The organism is Larkinella sp., assembly GCF_965227735.1.
Lineage (GTDB): Bacteria > Bacteroidota > Bacteroidia > Cytophagales > Spirosomataceae > Larkinella.
In genome coordinates, this window is sequence record NZ_OZ245776.1 from 6,607,706 (window position 1) to 6,624,736 (window position 17,031).

Annotated in this window: 16 protein-coding genes; 6 read left to right on the forward strand and 10 right to left on the reverse strand. The window is 54.2% G+C overall.

The genetic code is table 11. From position 1 onward, the window contains the following. Nucleotides 1-2 precede the first annotated feature (2 nt). A complete protein-coding gene (locus tag ACO064_RS25895; RefSeq protein WP_421830089.1) occupies nucleotides 3-3,860 on the reverse strand; it encodes an ATP-binding protein in 3,858 nt (1,285 codons plus the stop codon). 297 nt (nucleotides 3,861-4,157) lie between these two features. Here ACO064_RS25895 and ACO064_RS25900 point away from each other — a divergent pair, with 297 nt between their 5' ends. The 6 genes from ACO064_RS25900 (at nucleotide 4,158) to msrA (ending at nucleotide 8,087) form a co-directional block, all read left to right on the forward strand. Continuing rightward, entirely contained in the window at nucleotides 4,158-4,658 is a 501-nt protein-coding gene (locus ACO064_RS25900) for a YHS domain-containing (seleno)protein (RefSeq protein ID WP_421830090.1), read from the forward strand. A gap of 30 nt (nucleotides 4,659-4,688) precedes the next feature. Beyond that, nucleotides 4,689-5,204 carry a hypothetical protein gene (locus ACO064_RS25905; protein WP_421830091.1) on the forward strand — a complete coding sequence of 172 codons (516 nt, stop codon included), beginning with the start codon at nucleotides 4,689-4,691 and terminating at the stop codon, nucleotides 5,202-5,204. Next, on the forward strand, nucleotides 5,201-6,040 hold the full coding sequence (locus ACO064_RS25910) for a DM13 domain-containing protein (protein ID WP_421830092.1): 840 nt from the start codon (nucleotides 5,201-5,203) through the stop codon (nucleotides 6,038-6,040). Before ACO064_RS25905 ends, ACO064_RS25910 begins: the two co-directional genes overlap by 4 nt. A gap of 19 nt (nucleotides 6,041-6,059) precedes the next feature. Continuing rightward, a complete protein-coding gene (locus ACO064_RS25915) occupies nucleotides 6,060-6,782 on the forward strand; it encodes a hypothetical protein (RefSeq protein ID WP_421830093.1) in 723 nt (240 codons plus the stop codon). A 1-nt stretch (nucleotide 6,783) separates the two neighbouring features. Then, nucleotides 6,784-7,344: a YceI family protein gene (locus ACO064_RS25920; RefSeq protein ID WP_421830094.1), complete on the forward strand. Its 561-nt coding sequence runs from the start codon at nucleotides 6,784-6,786 to the stop codon at nucleotides 7,342-7,344. An 86-nt stretch (nucleotides 7,345-7,430) separates the two neighbouring features. Beyond that, entirely contained in the window at nucleotides 7,431-8,087 is a 657-nt protein-coding gene (gene msrA, locus ACO064_RS25925; protein ID WP_421830095.1) for a peptide-methionine (S)-S-oxide reductase MsrA, read from the forward strand. 158 nt (nucleotides 8,088-8,245) lie between these two features. On the opposite strand, the gene ACO064_RS25930 is transcribed toward msrA, so the two are convergent. The 9 genes from ACO064_RS25930 to ACO064_RS25970 form a co-directional block, all read right to left on the reverse strand. Further along, nucleotides 8,246-8,554: a hypothetical protein gene (locus ACO064_RS25930; protein WP_421830096.1), complete on the reverse strand. Its 309-nt coding sequence runs from the start codon at nucleotides 8,552-8,554 to the stop codon at nucleotides 8,246-8,248. Between the two features lie 77 nt (nucleotides 8,555-8,631). Next, nucleotides 8,632-9,840: a glycosyltransferase family 4 protein gene (locus ACO064_RS25935; protein WP_421830097.1), complete on the reverse strand. Its 1,209-nt coding sequence runs from the start codon at nucleotides 9,838-9,840 to the stop codon at nucleotides 8,632-8,634. Between the two features lie 138 nt (nucleotides 9,841-9,978). Then, on the reverse strand, nucleotides 9,979-10,731 hold the full coding sequence (locus ACO064_RS25940; RefSeq protein WP_421830098.1) for a glycosyltransferase family 2 protein: 753 nt from the start codon (nucleotides 10,729-10,731) through the stop codon (nucleotides 9,979-9,981). Beyond that, nucleotides 10,728-11,306: a WcaF family extracellular polysaccharide biosynthesis acetyltransferase gene (locus ACO064_RS25945; RefSeq protein ID WP_421830099.1), complete on the reverse strand. Its 579-nt coding sequence runs from the start codon at nucleotides 11,304-11,306 to the stop codon at nucleotides 10,728-10,730. The genes ACO064_RS25940 and ACO064_RS25945 overlap by 4 nt, the downstream gene beginning before the upstream one ends. Further along, on the reverse strand, nucleotides 11,266-12,189 hold the full coding sequence (locus ACO064_RS25950) for a glycosyltransferase family 2 protein (protein WP_421830100.1): 924 nt from the start codon (nucleotides 12,187-12,189) through the stop codon (nucleotides 11,266-11,268). The genes ACO064_RS25945 and ACO064_RS25950 overlap by 41 nt, the downstream gene beginning before the upstream one ends. Beyond that, a complete protein-coding gene (locus ACO064_RS25955) occupies nucleotides 12,186-13,364 on the reverse strand; it encodes a glycosyltransferase (protein ID WP_421830101.1) in 1,179 nt (392 codons plus the stop codon). Before ACO064_RS25955 ends, ACO064_RS25950 begins: the two co-directional genes overlap by 4 nt. 17 nt (nucleotides 13,365-13,381) lie before the next feature. After that, nucleotides 13,382-14,542, reverse strand: a complete 1,161-nt coding sequence (locus ACO064_RS25960; RefSeq protein ID WP_421830102.1) for a glycosyltransferase family 4 protein — start codon at nucleotides 14,540-14,542, stop codon at nucleotides 13,382-13,384. Nucleotides 14,543-14,559: 17 nt separating this feature from the next. Next, a complete protein-coding gene (locus ACO064_RS25965) occupies nucleotides 14,560-15,909 on the reverse strand; it encodes a hypothetical protein (protein WP_421830103.1) in 1,350 nt (449 codons plus the stop codon). Nucleotides 15,910-16,065: 156 nt separating this feature from the next. Beyond that, nucleotides 16,066-17,028 carry a hypothetical protein gene (locus tag ACO064_RS25970; protein ID WP_421830104.1) on the reverse strand — a complete coding sequence of 321 codons (963 nt, stop codon included), beginning with the start codon at nucleotides 17,026-17,028 and terminating at the stop codon, nucleotides 16,066-16,068. Nucleotides 17,029-17,031: the final 3 nt, after the last annotated feature.

Sequence of the window (17,031 nt, forward strand, 5' to 3'; positions counted from 1 at the left end):
AGTTAGGGATTGTCGAGGAGTTGGGTTAAATAATCCCGGATTTGTCGGGTGTCAAACTCGGCGGCCCAGTGGCGTAAGCGACTGGCAAATGGACCGAAGGCGGGATCGTGTATTTCAAGATCGGATAATGTATCCAGAATACTCCGAATGTCACCCTGCCGGGCCTTGTCGAGCAAGGCATTCAGGTCGTCATGGCCCGGAATGACCAGTTCAGCGGTGTCAGTCGGCGGGGAGGTTACCGGCTTTCCGGTTTCGGAATCATCAGCCGCATATCGCCAGTGCAAACCCAGTTGCTCCCCGATTTTAGTCAGCAAACTGTCTACATCGACGGGTTTGGCGACAAAATCGTCGAAGCCCTCGCTGAGCGAACGCTGCTGGTTCTGTTCGAAAACATTGGCGGAAAACGCAATAATCCGGGTGTGGGCCAGTTCTGTCCGGGCGCGGAGTTGTTGCAGGGCTTCAAAACCGTTGAGGTGGGGCATCACCAGATCCATCAGAATCAGATCCGGTTTCTGGCTGACCGCCAGTTCGATGGCTACCCGTCCGTCGACGGCTTCGAGAACGACGAAACCCAGCGTTTCCAGGAGTGACACCACCACCAGCCGGTTGTCGGCATTGTCGTCGGCCACCAGCACCCGCCGTTGCAGACCCTCATAGCCCAGAATCCGGCGTCGATCCGGCTGGGAGACTTCCGGTGCAGGACCACGTTGAGCCGCCGACAACGGCAGGCTGACGGTAAATATACTGCCTTTTCCGGGGGTGCTGACGACACTCAATTTGCCGCCCATCAGCTCGACCAGCTTATCCGAAATGGCTAAACCGAGGCCCGTTCCTTCGATGAACTGTTTTCCGTCCCGCACCTGGTAGAAGGGTTGAAAAATCTCGGTCAGGCGGTTTTCGGGAATACCGATCCCCGAATCGCTGACCCGGAAAACCACACGAAACTGGCCGGGCCGCATCTCCTGACTGCCCGCAACCAGTTCGATGGTGCCGTGTTCCGTAAATTTTACCGCATTGCTCAGCAGGTTGTTCAGGATTTGCGTCAGGCGTTTTTCGTCGCCGGAAACCACCGCGGGCAGGGGCGTTTCTACCCGGTAGGTGAACGCCAGCCCCTTCTCCTCGGCCCGAATCCGGAAGAACGCCGACACGTTCGCCAGGAGCGCGGGCAGCGCCACCGCCGACTGCTGAAAGTCGAACCGCCGGGCTTCAATTTTGGCAATATCCAGCACCTCGTTGATCAGCGTCAGCAGGTGTTCACCACTGGTGCGGATAATGCCCAAACCGCGTTGCTGAGCGCTGCTCAAATTCGTATCGCGCTGGAGCAGTTGCGTAAAGCCCAAAATGCCGTTGAGGGGCGTCCGGAGTTCGTGGCTCATGTTGGCCAGAAATTCGCTTTTAGCCCGGTTGGCTGCTTCGGCGGTTTCCTTCGCCATCTGCAACCGCGTTGATTGGGCCACCAGTTCTTCTTTTTGCTGCACCACTTGCGCCGTTCGGTCGTCCACCAGGGCTTCAAGTTTCAGCTTTTCCCGAATCAACCGGCGGGTGTAATACTGGACAAAAACCGCTATCAGGAAGCAACCGATGAGAATATACAGTGCGTAGGCCCACGGTTCGCGGAACCAGGGGCGGGTGATTTCGAACGAAAAACGGCTTTCCCGGCTCAACTGGCCGTAGGAGTCGCGGGCGCGGACGAGGAAGGTATACGGTCCGGGGGGCAGGTTGGTGTAGTCTTTGCGTGTTTCCCGGCCCCATTTCGACCAAACCGTATCGTCGGCCATCTGGGCATTTCCGGAGAGTTTATACTGAAATTCATTTTCATTGTCACCCACAAAACTGGTGGCGGCAAACTGGAACGACAAAGCCCGGAACCGGTAGGGTAACGTCAACCCGCCCCGACCGGCGGGAAGGCTCCCTCCGGCATACAGCAGGGAATCGTTGGCCTGCAACCGGACGGCCCGGATCAAAGCCGGATAATCGGGGGGCATGGTCATCTGGGCGCCGTCGTAGCGAAACAGTCCCTCGTCATTGCCCAGCCAGACCAGCCCGTTCTGATCGGGATAGATGGCGTAGCCACCCCGGCTGATCGGTTTCAGACTCAGGCTGTCGCACTCCCAGGTACCGGCTGCGTTTCGGCGGAGGGCCACCGAGGGCGTGGCAAACCACAGGTTGCGCTGGCGGTCTTCGGCAAGGGCCGGGGCATCGGACGAGGATTTGGCGAGAATCGCGCTGAATTTCGGATCGGCGGCAAACTGTTTAATGCGGGCATCAAAACGGTACAGACGGCCACCGGCGGCAAACAGCAGCCCGTCGGAGGTCGGGAAAACGTAACTTCCGGTTGCCGGACGTAAGCCGGAATTAGAGTGAAAGAGGATCTGGTTGAGGTCTTTGTCAAGTTGAACGAAACCGTTGTGCCGGGTTCCGACCCAGATGGTGCCATCGGCGGCCTCGGCGAGCGAAACACACTCGTCCCGCAGTTTTAGCACCCGGCCTGCTTCGTGCCAGCGGTTGCCACTGCGCCGGTAGAGCCGGAGTCCATTGCCCAGTGCCGCCAGCAGCAGGTTCGGTTTCTGGCGGGGTCGGAGCAGGGCATGAACCGTCTGGTTTTCAGTCGGAAGCGTTTCTACAATCCGGTTCTGCCGAATTCGCCAGATGAAGCCTGCCGCGCCCGCCAGCAAATCCGTTCCGTCGGTCAGCAAAGTTGTGCTGGATGCGTCGGTACCCGGCACCATTTCGAAGCGATGGATTGGGTTGTTCCAGTAAAACACGCCCAGGCCGGTTCCGATGTAAAGCACTTCTGCGTGCCGTCGAATGGCCCAAACCGTGGAACGGACGTTCAGGCTGCTTTCAAAACGGCTGACGGGCAGGTTGGTTTCCACGCGGTCGAGGCCACTGCCGGTGCCAATCCAGAGCGACTTTTCACGATCCTGAAACAGACTCAGGACCGCATTCCGGCGCAGCCCGTTACTCTCATCGATCCGTTGCAGTTCCTGGCCTTGATGATTCAGAATCCGAACCCCGCCCCGGGCGGTTCCAATGATGTACTGGTGGGTGCCTGCTTCGGGATTGGGAATGTAAATGGCCCGGCTGACACGAGCCTGGTGCAGCCAGTCGTCGGCCTGCGTCGGAAACGGTGAAAGGCTGGCTTTCAATGGGTCATAGCGAAAAAGCCCACCCTGGCACGTAACGACCAGCAACTGATGATCGCCGGGAAACGGCAAAACCGATTCGATGGTTTGGGTGGTCAGCCGCCCGGTTCCGGGGGGCACCTCCAGGGCATCAGACCCGGATCGGGCGGTGTTCAGGCGGAAAAAAACGCCGTTCCGGGTTTGTAAAAATACCGTGTTCCTGACAACACTGACGTGCCGGATGCCAGCCGGGACAGGCCAGATGCCAATGGGCTGACCGGGCTGGTAGCGGTATATTTTTTGAGATGTGCTAAAATAAACGCCCTGATCCGTGCAGAACACCCGGGCTACTTTGGGCAGCGTGCGCTCGGTCGGAGGCAACTGATCGCTGAGAGAAACGTAGCGGTTTACACCCCGCTCATCGGTTTTCAGGTAACCAAAATTCGTGTCGGTTCCGATGTAAACCGTACCGGCGGTGTCGGTTGCCACGGCGCGGGCGTTGGTGCCGGTAACGGGCAGCCGTTTCCAGGTGCTGGCATCGAATTCCAGCAAACCGTGCTGGTTGCCGAAGTACAAAACGCCCCTGTTGTCCTGCGCAATGGCCCGGTTTTCGGGGTGAGCCTGGTAGACTTTGGGGGCATAATGCTGAATAAACGGCACCCCCGCGGGCTGGCTATACGCAGCCCCGGTCAGGACACCCAGGATGATGATCAGCAGGATTACAAACGATTTCATTGACCAAGTTAACCGCAAAATTCATTCCGTTGCCCTTTCCGGTCGTAAATACGCTTCTACTCGTTGCATCGGGTTAAAACAGGATGATGCCGGTGCCGTAATTCCGGTTCAGATTCCCGAAATAGCGTGACTCTCCCGACATATCAAAACCGGCAGTCCGTCCGGAAACTCCGGACAACATTCTAAAAAACCGCTTTCCGGACTGCTGGCGGTGTTTTCAGGGATCTGGCACGCTGGGGCATGTTATTTGGCTACTGGATAGGGAGTTCACCTGATTGATGACGAATCTTGAAAAACATGAACACCCACCTAATCCGGGCGCGAAACCCGTTTGCCCAACTCTTCTTTGGCAGTCTGCTTTGGCTCCTGACACTTTCGGCGACACAGGCCCAACGGGACGCCACGCCTGCCAAACACGCCAACCTAGACGACGGGCTAGCCATTCAGGGCTACGACCCGGTAGCCTATTTCACGGCAAAAAAAGCCACAAAAGGACAGAAAACGATTTTTGCCCAGTATCAGGGAGCCACGTACCGGTTTGCGTCGGTTGCCAACCGGGACCGGTTTCTGAAAGCCCCCGGATCATATGCCCCGGCCTACGGCGGCTGGTGTGCCTACGCGATGGGAGATTCGGGCGAAAAGGTGGAGATCGATCCGGAAACGTTCGAGGTGCGCGACGGTCGGCTGTACCTGTTCTACCACACCTTTTTCAACAATACGCTGCCCAAATGGCAGAAAGATGAGCCAAACCTGCAACGCAAAGCGGATCAGAACTGGCAAAAACTACTAGGTAACTAACCGACTTTTCCACGCCTGACCAGCCCATTTATGAAATTACAGGACACTTCGGCCCATCTATTGGGTCAGCTCACGGCGGTGATCGTCCAGCTTGAAACCCAGGAATACACGCGTCCACTCGATTTGCTGATGGGGAGTTCGGTGGGGAAACACCTGCGGCACATCATCGAATTTTATGCACTTTCGCTGACGGCCTACCACACCGGATACCTCAATTACGACCGCCGGATTCGGCAGGAGTCACTGGAAAACAGCCCGGCAGAAGCCGCGGCCGCCATTCAGCAGATGATTGTTCAATTGGCCTGTTGTACGGAAGACCGCCTGCTCGAACTGGAAGCATCGTATTCGCCGGACGCGATCCCCGACGTGGCCATCCTGACGACGTTTCACCGTGAACTACTCTACAACATCGAACATGCGATTCACCACAGTGCCATCATTCGCATTGGCCTGGAAGCGGTTTTTCCGCACGTTCAGATGCCGGCTCACTTCGGCATCGCCCACGCTACCGTTGCCCATTTTCACTCCATCTCTTATTCTCTATGAAACTTACCTCCTTCATCCTCTGGCTGGCCCGGCTTGTGGCCGCTGGCATCATGCTCCAGACGCTGTTTTTTAAATTTACAGCCGCTCCCGAAAGCGTTTATATTTTCTCGACTCTGCACATGGAACCCGGCGGGCGCATCGCCAGCGGGGTGGCCGAACTCCTCGCGTCGGTTTTGCTGCTCATTCCCCGAACCAGTTGGATCGGGGCGTTGCTGGGCGTCGGCCTGATGATCGGGGCCATTGGGGCCCATTTGACGGTTTTAGGGATTGAAATTCAAGGCGATGGCGGGTTGCTGTTTGCCTATGCCCTGACGGTATTGGTCACCTGTCTGTACGTTTTGGCCGTTAGTTACCAGCAGGTGGTAGCCACCATCCGGTATCCGGGGCGCTGGCGGCAGTTTGTGGTTTGGGTAGTGATTTTGGGTGGACTGTCGGGCTGTGCCAAAGACCCCGAACTGACGCCGGTCGGCACGGTTGACAAACCGGTCAGCACAACCGATAACACCAAGCTATTCGACGCCACGGGGCAGCGATTGCTCGTGGAAGGCATGTTTATGAACAATGTTCATACGGTGAAAGGAACGGTAAAAGTATATGAGAAGGAGGGGAAACGAACGATTCTGTTTGAGAATTTCAGCACGGATGGCGGACCGGACCTGCGGATTTACCTCGCTGAAGATACCAGCCTGACCAACTTTATTGAAGTACAGAAATTAACCACGACCGGTTCCTTTTTTCTGGAAGCACCGGCCTCGTTCGACCCCACCCGCCAGCGGACCATCCTGATCTGGTGCAAGGCCTACAGCGTTTTATTCGGCCACGCCAAACTGCAATAGCCTCTGAACCCAAACCGTCATGAAACGAATACTCGTCTTGTTTCTCCTGTCATTGCCCGTTGTCGTCCTGGCACAGTCGTCCCACAAACCGCTAACTCGAACCATTGATTTGAGCGTTGCGGCCAAACGTGATTTTGGTACGGCGGCCCTGACGATCAACCAATTGCACGGCATCGGCCGTTCAAACCGGTTTCGGTTGGGCTACGGCTTGCGGCTGACCTCGGCTTTCGGCGGCAGGCTCGATTACATCACGGCCCCGGCCCGGCTCACGTCCGGCACCGAAAGCATTGTCGCGCTGTTTACTGAGAACATTCTCGACAACCTGGACACGCTTCAGCTAAACCGCACCCGCACCACCTCGCTCAACGCCAGCATTCACATCGAATTTGCCCTGACGCAGCGGTTTGAGATTGGTATCAACATCGACGCCATTGGGGTGACGCTGGGCGGGTCGCAAAGCGGGGTTTTCTACGCCAATGACCCGGCGCGGTCGTCGTTGAGTGGAACGGTGCAGTCGGCCAGCCCGACCCGGTTTAACATCCTGCTGATCAGCGACAGCGACCGGGGGAGCCTGAACTCCGAAGCGTATGTCCGGTATCGGTTTACGCCGAAAGTGAGTGTGCGGGGTGGAATCGGGTTTCAGTTCGTCGAGTATACCACCGACCGCAAATTAACCTTCGAGAACGACCGGTTTCGGAGCAAAAATGCCATGCCGATGTTGGCGCTGGCTTACCATTTTTAAGATGAAAACCGCCTTTCTAGCCCTGATAACGGCCCTGCTCATCGACCTGAGTGCGGTTGCCCAAATTTACTGGAAACCCACCAAAGCAACGGTGGCGTTCAGCATCCGCAACGCGGGTCTGACCGTTACCGGGACCTTTGGCGGTTTTGCGGGAGACCTGATTTTCGACCCGGCCATGCCGGAAAAGACGCAGCTTTCGGCCAGCGTGGAAACCGCAACCATCGAAACCGGTATTGGTCTGCGGAATAATCACCTGAAAAAAAAGGAGTATTTCGACGCAGCGACCTACCCCCGAATCCATTTACGCTCCACCCGCGTCGAACGGCAGGAAAACGACGCCTACACCGGCACGTTTGAATTGACGATTAAAAACACCACCCGCGCCGTAACGATCCCACTTACTATTGTCCAAAAAGGCATGACGGCCACGTTTTCGGGCCAGTTTATGCTCAATCGGCTGGAGTATAAAGTCGGGAAACCGGGTTTGCTGATGGGAAATGACGTTACGATTCAGGTGGTGGTGCAAACGCAGCAGGTCACGACGCCAGTGACAACCCGGTAAATTGTAACTCCTGACCGGCGGAGAGGCAGGATGGCCTGAACGGCGTTGTGCCGGAATTTGTTAACTAACCATAAACCAATTTTGCTATGAAATCCATCAAATTTATTGCGCTGGGCTTGCTATTCCTGGTGGGTTGTACTCCTGCGCAAACCCAGGATACGACTCCGGCTAAACTACCGGCCTTAAAACCCGGCGAAGCCGTAGCGACCTTTGCCGGGGGCTGTTTCTGGGCACAGGAGGAAGGTTTCGACCAATTGAAGGGCGTTCGGGAAGTTGTCTCGGGTTATGCCGGGGGCTTTGTGAAAAATCCAACGTATGAGCAGGTGGGAACCGATGAAACCGGCCATGCCGAATCGGTTCAGGTGTACTACGATCCGACGGTAATCAGTTACAACGATCTGTTGGAGGCCTTTTTCGCCGGTCATGATCCCACGACTCTCAATCGCCAGGGGCCGGATGTCGGGCGCGATTACCGTTCGGTGGCCTTTTATCGCACACCTGCTGAGAAACAGGCCATTGAAGCCGCCATTCAGCGGACCAATGCGTCCAGACACTACAAAAACCCGGTAGTAACGGAAGTCATGCCGTTGAAGGAATTTTATCCGGCGGAAAATTACCACCAGAACTACTGCAAATTGCATCCTAACCAGCCCTACATTCAGAGCGTGTCGCTGCCAAAAGTAGAAAAGCTTCGTAAAGCCATGAAGGGGAAATTGAAGAGTGAAGGGAAGACGAATTCGTAATTGGATTTAGGGGTTATGGTTTACAGTTGCAAATGCGAGATTCCGTGCACCAGTCACTTTAAATCACAACCCCTAAACTATAAATTAACGCGAACTATGATAACTATCTATTAATTATGAGCCACTACGCGGCCAACAATCCTATAGTTAGCGTTAAATTATTGATCATCCGGCTCAATTTCCATCGTCAGGTCGTCGATATCACCTTCGTAGGCCAGAGAGTTGGAGCGGTTTTCGGCGGTGTTGATGGCCGTGTGGGTGTCGGTATACAGCAGCGTATCCGTGGCTTCGTCGTCGCCTTTGTTGTACGTATCTTCGGAGCCTAGACCCAGATCGGTGTACATGGGAGCCGTATCGGCTTCGGAGAGGGGCGGCAGGCCGTCCTCATTTTCCATTGATTGCGACTGACGGTAATTGCCGGGTTTAGGGGAATCGGCGGCCGAGTCTCCTTTGGTCTGATTTTCCATGGTTCGTCCAATTTAGTATGGACGTATAACAAACGGGAACCCCGTTTGTTGGCGAAGACCGGCGTCGGAGCCGCTGCTTACAGGTATCTCAGAAAGTTTTTTCCGGACAGGGCGTTGATCAATTGGCTGGCGTAGAGGCCCTTCCGTCGTTGCTTGTCAATGGCCTGAACGCGCGCCCGCATCTTCAGAAAAACACCGGTGGCCATGTAGAGAAAAAACATCCCGATCAGGATGAACAACGAAACCGTGTTGGTGATGTCGCGGTGGAAAAGGAAAAACAAAACCGTATTCACCAGTGAAATCGTGCAAAGCACCGCCGTGGCCGCAGCATGTGTCAGACCGTTGTCGATCATGATGTGGTGCATGTGGTTGCGGTCGGCGGAGAAGGGCGAACGCCCGGCCATGATCCGCACCAGAAAAACCCGCAGCGTGTCGAAAATCGGCACGATCAGCACCACGATGGCAATGATCGGCGCGTTGAAAAACGAGGTTGGATCAAACCGGAACGAGTTATTCAGGTTGATGAACCGCACGGCAAAAAACGACAGCAGGAAGCCCAGAATGAGCGAGCCGGTGTTGCCCATGAAAATCTTGCTGGTGTGCGAAAAGTTAAACCGCAGAAAACCGACCAGTGCGCCCGACAAGGTGAAGGCCAAACACGCCATTGCGAAGTGATTGGTGAGCAGAAACCAGCTTCCGAATGTTAGGGCTGCCAGGGTGGAAATGGCCCCCGCCAGGCCGTCGATGCCGTCGATGAGGTTGATGGCGTTGATGATTGTAATAAAAATGAGGCAGGTGATGATGACCGAAAACACATCGTTGATGTGATACAGGCCAAAAATGCCGTATAGATAGTCGATCCGCAGTTTTCCGAAGAAAATCAGAATCAGGGACGGCAACACCTGGAAGAAAATCTTTTTGTTGGGGTCGATGCCCACCATGTCGTCTTTGATGCCGATGAAAAACAGAATCGACATGCCGACAATCGACAGGTTGGTGCGGTAAATATCGGTCTGGTCGATGGCCGGCCAGAGGAAATAGCTGATCAGGATGGCGGCAAAGATGGCAATACCACCGAAAGTCGGGGTGGCTTTTTTGTGGGAACTGCGCGAGCCGGGTTTCTCCATGAGAAACTTCAACTCCGAAATTTTGATGACGACAGGGATGGAGACGACGGCTACAAAACAAGCGACCAGAAACGACAGGAGGCACTGGTAAAGTCCCAGTTGAAACAGATCGTCGGTGAGTTTATTTTGGATATAAGAAAGAAGCAATTCCAGATTCATAGGGACAGGTGTGATGATACGTTGGTGATAAAATCACAGGGACAGAGCGTAAATGTTACTGTTTTCTATTTTTGGTACAATCAAAACTGACTAAGTGGTATGGTATTTTTATCATGCGGTGCAAAAAACGCTTATTTTTCACAGCTTTGGTAATAGCTGGTCAAGTTTTCTGAGCGGTTTCAGAAAAAGTGTAAAAAAATAAGGCCGCAAACCGTTTAATTTCCACCCCATCCGGTCTTCGCGATTGGCCCGCCAGCGGTGTTTCAGCGTGGCGTTGCTCATGCCCCCCGAGCGCATGGTCACCAGCACTTCGGGCAGGTAGCTGAGTTTGATTTTGTGTTTGTGGATGTACCGCAGCAGCAGTTCGTAATCGGACGAGCTTTTCAGTTCAAGTGTATACCCACCCAGTTTTTCATATACCGACCGCCGGATGAAGCAGGTCGGGTGGGGGGGCATCCAGCCCCACAGAAAGGCGCCCTCTTTGTATTCGCCCACTTTCCAGTAGCGGTCAATTTTCTGCGTATTTTCCGCGTTGACGTAGATGACATCGCCATACACCGCGTCGCAGTTCGTTTTTTCGAAAAGCTGGACCACTTTTTCGACCACCTGCGAATGGTGGTAAAAATCGTCGGCGTTGATAAGACCGATGACGTCGCCCGTGGCCAACCGAATGCCTTTGTTGATCGCATCGTACAAGCCCTTGTCAGGTTCCGAAACGAAGCGGGTGATGCGGGAACCGTAGGAGCGGACCACCTCGGCCGTGTTGTCGGTCGAATTGCCGTCGATGACGATGTATTCAATATCGGCATGGGTCTGGTTCAGCACGGATTCGATGCTGTCGCGAACCGTTCCTGCGCCATTGAACACCACCGTTATGATCGTTACTTTCATTGAATTTCGCGGTTTTTAACCCAGACGGCCGGGTTGCCCTGGTAAATTCCGTAGGCTTCGAGCGGCTGGGTGGCCACCGACCCCACCGCCAGAATAGCGTGGGAGTGGCAGGTAACCCCGGGGCATACGACCGATTTGGCACCGATCCAGACGCCGTTGTCCAGGTGTATGGGTTTAACAAATAAATCGAACGATCGGCTCCGGTAATTGTGGTTGCCGGTTTCGAGCATGGCTCCCTGCGAAATGCAGACGTGGTTGCCGATGGTGACCGGAGCCAGGTTGTCGATCCAGACGCCTTCGCCGATCCAGACATAATCGCCGATGGTGAGCAGCCACGGGAATTTGATGTTGACTGCCGGTTTGATGGCCAGCCCCACCCCGATTTTGGCTCCGAAAAGCGTGAGAATCCACTTTTTGAACCGCACCGGCAGGGGCAGATACGAATTGATGGAGACCGAACTCACCAAAAACCACAGAATGATTTTGAGCCGGGAGCCGCCGGGGTTCCACCAACTGTTGTTGTAAACCGACAGGTCAGTGCTGACCCGGCTGCCGGGCCTGGAGGTCTTTTCCATATTCTGTTCGGAAAAAATCAATAATCGCTTGTTTATCAGTGCCTACCCGGTGAAAGACTTCATACAGTTTGGCATCGACCAGAAACCGGTACCAGAGCCCCTGCAAAAAATGCCACATCAGGCCGGGGCGTCCGTCCAGCACTCCCAGCCGCACAATGTACCGGTACAGAAAATACACCACCGGCCGCGTGAACAGCGGCAACGAGGCATACCGCTGCTTCAGATACCGTTTGCGCTGCTCCTGCGTACCAAAAAACTTCGGTTCAACCCGAATCGACTGGTCAAAGTTAAAGCGAATGTTGAGAATATCGATCACTTCGCGGATGGCGTACAGGTTGTGTTTTTGGGTCCACCACGTTAAATTGTTCAGATTGTGATCCACCAGATCGTGACTAAACTGAATGGAGCGCCCGGTCGACAGTTTGATGTGTTCGTCCATCCAGCTTTCTTCACAAATGCCCTGGCCGCTGCGCCAGATTCGGAGCAGCCAGATCGGATAATAATCGCCGTGGCGCATCCAGCGGTTCATGAACATCACCCGGCGCTTGACGTAAATACCGCTGACGTCGTCGGGCAGGGTCGTGAGCCGGGTGTTGATTTCGGTTGCCAGTTCGGGCAAAACGTATTCGTCGGCATCCATCCGCATCAGCCAGGTGGTCTGGAACGGAATGTGGCGGATGCCGTAATTGAACTGCGTCGCGTAATTGACCCAGGGGTTTTGAACGACAACGGCCCCCATCGCCCGGGCAATTTCAACGGTTTGATCGGTTGAAAAGGAGTCGACGATGAAAATCTGTTTGGTAAACGGGAGCAAACTGGCGATGCACCGGCCAATGTGTTTTTCTTCGTTGTGGGTCAGAATAATAACGGCGATCGAACTCATGCGGGATGGGATTCAGAGCGTTGGTGAGAACTGAAAACCAGATTTTGATATTCCTGAAGCAGTTGATGACCAACTACCTTGATTTCGTACTGGCTCCGGACGAGTTGCCGGGCATTGCTTCGCAGCGTTTCGGCGTAGTCGGCCTGGTGCAAAACCGCATCCAGTTGTTTGCAAATTGCTTCCGGGTTTAGATCGGTCAGGCAAGCCGCCTGAATTTGGCCCACCTGGCGACCCAGGCCCACGCGGTCGGAAATCACCGTCGGCACCCCGGCCGCCATCGCTTCCAAAACCGCCATCGACAAACCTTCGGAATAGGAGGGCAGCACAAAAACATCGGCATCGGAAAGAGCCGCCAGCTTGGTTTCGCCGGTGAGCATGCCCACCAGCCGGATCTGTTTTTCCAGGCCGTTCTGGCTAATAAAGTGCTGAGCCTGTTGCTGGTAGCCATCGTCGGCTCCGGCCAGCACCAACACCGCATCCGTGTGTTGGCGGCAATAGTCCCGGAAAGCGGGTAGTAACAAATCCAGTCCCTTCTTGATGTTCAACCGGCTCATAAACAGCACCATTTTCTGGTTACTGTCCAGGCTGAATTCCTTTTTGAACTGACCTTCAGGCGGTAAAACCGCAAAATCCGCAACCTCGATGCCATTTGGAATCAGAACGATTCGAGGGTGTTTGTAGCCCAGATAATTTTCTACATCCTGCCGCTCGTCTTCGTTCAGAATGTGAATCAGATCGGCGCGGGCCATGAATTTTTTCTGCACCAGAAAATCCATGGTTTGCTTTTTCCAGCGACTTTGCCGCAATGCCCAGGCGTCCAGAACACCGTGAACCGTGATCACTTTCGGTACGGTTTTGTCGACCAGAAAAGGAGCGATGCTGCCAAAATGCCAAAGACCGTGGCAATGAATGATGTCGTAGTCGGCACTATGCGCTTTCAGATACCGGTAAAGATCCAGTGAAACTTCCCGGAAAAACCGGCTGATGAACGGCGTTCGCAGACAGGGAATGACCCGACTGCCTTCCGGGGCCGGATAGAGTTTGTCGCCGGGTGACATCGGACTCAGAATATCGACCTGATGACCTGCTGCCACCGCAACCTGCGTATGATCGTAAATCATCCGGGCCGGGCCACCGATGGACCAGGTATAAGCACAAATGTGGAGGATTCGCATACGATGGTTCGAAATAACTAAGTACGGGTCACTTTCACAAATCCGGCCAGCATTTCCCGGGCAACGGTTTCCGGGGTAAAACCGGCAATGATATTGGCCGAAACCCGTCCCATGACTTTCGGGTCGGCTTGTCCATTCATGAAGCTCAGCAGGTTTTTCACCAGTTCGTCCGGCCGTTGCGGGTCGAAAACGTAGCCATTCTGCCCATTTTTCACCAGGTCGGTCGCGCAGCCACAGCGGTCCGACACCACCACCGGCATACCGCACGCCATCGCTTCGTTGACCACCAGCCCCCAGGGTTCCGACAAACTGGGCAACACCAGCACATCGGCCAGCGCGAGCGTTTCGGGAACGCGGTACCAGGGTTGATTGGGCAATATTTTGACCCATTCCTGGAGATGAAGCCGATCAATCTGCGTTTGAAGATCCGCTTTCTGGTTGCCATCACCCAACAGCAGCAATCCCCAGCCGGTCGACTCCGCAGCCTGTTGCCGGGCCTGGTGAAAAGCATCCAGCAAAGCCGTCAGATTTTTCTCGGGGGCCAGGCGACCGACATAGACGAAATTGGCCGGTTTCAGCCCCAACTCCCGTTGTTTGACAGATCGGTTCGGGAGTGCCTGCTCGTAGACCTGCCGCAGTCTGGCGTTGTCGACAACGGCGTTGTTTTTCACCAGGATCTGTTCGGGTCGGGCACCCAGTTGCATCAGGTACTGCGCCTGGGGGGTTCCAAAACAGAAAAAACCGTTGGCCATCGAAATAATACGCCTTTTCAGCCATTCGCGGGGGCCACTGCGCACCAGATCGACGGGCGTGGACTCGGTTTGGATGATGACTTTGATGCCGCTGAGTTTGGCAATTGCCATCAGCATCAACTGGGCAGGGTCGTAATAACCCGTCAGCAATAGCACATCAGGACCGTAGGCGCGCATCCGGCTTACCAGCGCCCTGCTTTTGGCGGAGGTGCTAACCTGTTCGATATAGGTATCAAAAAGCAGTTCGTAGCTGTATTGATCTGGCAGTTGATCCGGTTTCCCCAACAGCGCCCGGGATTGTTCGCTTTGGGCAATCTGCAACACGTGGACAGTGCTGCCAAAGGCCGAAGCCAGCCGGTGGAGTTCACTGAAAACCGTTGCTTTATAGTGTGCCCACAGGATGTTGTGAACAATCAAAATCTTCATAGAGATGGGGTAAGGCCTCAGAGTGCCGGTTTAACCACCGGATGATTGAGCAGGTTGGGGGGGTACAGGTGACTAATTCCCACAAACCGGATCATCAGACAGAACGGGTGCCAGAACGAGATTTCGTACGGACGACCGTTCGTAAACAACTGGACGAACAGCATCATGTAGAAGTACGCCAGGAAGGTCGAAAGGGTATCGGGGTTGTCGCGGATGGTCTTCAGGCTGTAGAAGAGGGCCGAGAAGCAGAAGGCCGTAAATGTTACAAAACCGGGAATGCCGTGGTTGATCAGGGCTTCCATCAGTGGCACATCCAGGTAGGTGGATTTGTAGCCCTGCCCAACGAGGATAACGTGGATGTGGCCTTCCAGGATGTTTTGCAGGTAGACAAAACTGGTGGCGCGGTTGCCCGCCGAAGCATCCAGGGTGGCCGCAAACTGATTCTGAACCTTCATCCCCAAAACGGCATACACGTTCTCCAGGTTTCGTTCGATGAAGGCGACCGCGTAGCCATAGAGAATGGCGATCAAATCACCGTTTTTTCGCATGAAATAGGAAATACCCATGAATGCCACAAAAAACAGCAATAGCGACGCCGGGCGTGTCAGACCGCGAACGGCGTCTTTGATCTGCCGTGGACGGATATTGAACATGAAAAATAGTCCGATAATCAGGATCAGGGCCACGATGCTCGAGCGGGTTTGCGTCATCACCAGAATACCCATACTGAAAATGCAGGAACCCAGGGCCAGAATCCGGACGATAAAACCCGTTTGGGGCCGGAACGCCCAGATACCGCAGGCCACGACGCACATCAACGCATTCCGGGCAAAAACGTGGGGATTTCCGGATCGGTATTCGCCCTCACCGTACTGAATAGCAGCCCGTTGACCAATGTTCCAGGTGGGGTCGGTCATCAGGGCATACACCAGAGCGAGGTTGGAAACTACCGTGAATGCAATCACAATCGGTACAAAAACCTCAATGACATCGTTCGGTATGTTGATCAGCAGAAACAAAAACAACGCTACGTAAATATAATAAACCGTATCCATCGTGCCGTCCCGAAACCACTGATCGCGGTAAAAAGCCATGTAGAAAATGATCACGACAAAAAACAGCAGTGCCATATTCAACAGGTTGGTATTCAGGCGGTAGAGTTTGCGGAGAAAATGAAAAGGGATCATCAACGCAAAACCCAGCGCCAGAAAAGCGGCTGTAAAAGCCGTACTGCCCGGTGCAATGCGGAGTGTTTCCTTGAAAAAGAAAATCAGGGGATAGCCGTCAATAACCATTAAAATACCGACGACATACCGCATCAGGTGTATTCTTCGCCAGGTAAATAGCTCCTTCAATGACGATAGCATAGCGTATTCGTTTTATACGATTTTAAAATACCTCAATTGACCTGATCTGATTATAAAGGCAATTGTATTTTTTTAATATCTACACAAAGATAGAGAAAAGAATAGTCAAGAATGAACAATGCACGATGAATAATGAGCAACGGGGTTTTCGAGTACTTACATTTTCCGGGGAATATCGACCGTTTCGATAAACTGAACGGTTTCCCGCAGCGTTTCGACGGTTTTTTTGCGCCAGCCTTTCACGGGCGGTTTAAAGGGCTGAAGACCGTAGGCCGGAATAACCGACCCCAGCCCATTCCGGTCGAATGCGCGCAGCCGGGTCTGGTAGTCACCCAGCCATTTTTTAATCGTCGGAAAAGCCGAAATCCGAACCCGGTCCTGCGCCTGAAAATAGCCTTCCTGATCGACTAAGCCTTTATAATTCATGAAAATAACCGGGGTGGTTTCCGTCACGGGTCGTTCGTGCAGATTCCATAAGCCAAGATGCCAACCGGGATTTTTCACGATCGTAACGCCTTCGAACAATCCGGGCGTGAGCGCCAGCCAGATCTGGTCGGTATACATGCCTTCGCAGGGGCGGGCAAACGCCCGTTCCGGCACCCGGTGACTCCACCAGTCCAGAAACCGGGCGGTTTCGGCAGAACGTTTCAGACCGAGAAAACCGGAAGTGTATAAACCGACATTCTGAAGATATTTTTCGTCCGGAAAGGCATTGTCTGTCACCGGTTTGAGGAGATGCGGGGTCAGCAAAAGCGTCGCATCGGCATACCGGTTTGGTAAATCCGTCAGTGGTTGGTACAGAACAACAGACGGATCGAGATAAACCAGCCAGTCGGTTTGTAACTGATTTTTATAGACGTGGCTGATAAACAGCGGTTTGCAGGCTGCCACCATTTCGGCGGGGGTGTATTGCTGCGAAAGCTGCGCCAGATCCGGAATCGCCAGCTCGCTGATCAATACCACCGGATCCGGAATGTGAAAACCGGTCGGCAGGTGTGAGGCATCATCACACAACCCGATCACGAACGAATCGCCGGGATGCTGTTGCTGCAAACTTTCGCCCAGCGCGAGGGCCTGGGGCAGTTGTCGGATGGTGCAAACGGTCAGAAATGTCATCATAAG

Bases quoted from the DNA above. Each gene is read 5' to 3' on its own strand.
- ACO064_RS25945 (WP_421830099.1), bottom strand. From the start codon at position 11,306: ATGGAAAAGACCTCCAGGCCCGGCAGCCGGGTCAGCACTGACCTGTCG.
- ACO064_RS25895 (WP_421830089.1), bottom strand. From the start codon at position 3,860: ATGAAATCGTTTGTAATCCTGCTGATCATCATCCTGGGTGTCCTGACC.
- ACO064_RS25940 (WP_421830098.1), bottom strand. From the start codon at position 10,731: ATGAAAGTAACGATCATAACGGTGGTGTTCAATGGCGCAGGAACGGTT.
- msrA (WP_421830095.1), top strand. From the start codon at position 7,431: ATGAAATCCATCAAATTTATTGCGCTGGGCTTGCTATTCCTGGTGGGT.
- ACO064_RS25960 (WP_421830102.1), bottom strand. From the start codon at position 14,542: ATGAAGATTTTGATTGTTCACAACATCCTGTGGGCACACTATAAAGCA.
- ACO064_RS25965 (WP_421830103.1), bottom strand. From the start codon at position 15,909: ATGCTATCGTCATTGAAGGAGCTATTTACCTGGCGAAGAATACACCTG.
- ACO064_RS25950 (WP_421830100.1), bottom strand. From the start codon at position 12,189: ATGAGTTCGATCGCCGTTATTATTCTGACCCACAACGAAGAAAAACAC.
- ACO064_RS25970 (WP_421830104.1), bottom strand. From the start codon at position 17,028: ATGATGACATTTCTGACCGTTTGCACCATCCGACAACTGCCCCAGGCC.
- ACO064_RS25935 (WP_421830097.1), bottom strand. From the start codon at position 9,840: ATGAATCTGGAATTGCTTCTTTCTTATATCCAAAATAAACTCACCGAC.
- ACO064_RS25920 (WP_421830094.1), top strand. From the start codon at position 6,784: ATGAAAACCGCCTTTCTAGCCCTGATAACGGCCCTGCTCATCGACCTG.
- ACO064_RS25955 (WP_421830101.1), bottom strand. From the start codon at position 13,364: ATGCGAATCCTCCACATTTGTGCTTATACCTGGTCCATCGGTGGCCCG.
- ACO064_RS25900 (WP_421830090.1), top strand. From the start codon at position 4,158: ATGAACACCCACCTAATCCGGGCGCGAAACCCGTTTGCCCAACTCTTC.
- ACO064_RS25905 (WP_421830091.1), top strand. From the start codon at position 4,689: ATGAAATTACAGGACACTTCGGCCCATCTATTGGGTCAGCTCACGGCG.
- ACO064_RS25910 (WP_421830092.1), top strand. From the start codon at position 5,201: ATGAAACTTACCTCCTTCATCCTCTGGCTGGCCCGGCTTGTGGCCGCT.
- ACO064_RS25930 (WP_421830096.1), bottom strand. From the start codon at position 8,554: ATGGAAAATCAGACCAAAGGAGACTCGGCCGCCGATTCCCCTAAACCC.
- ACO064_RS25915 (WP_421830093.1), top strand. From the start codon at position 6,060: ATGAAACGAATACTCGTCTTGTTTCTCCTGTCATTGCCCGTTGTCGTC.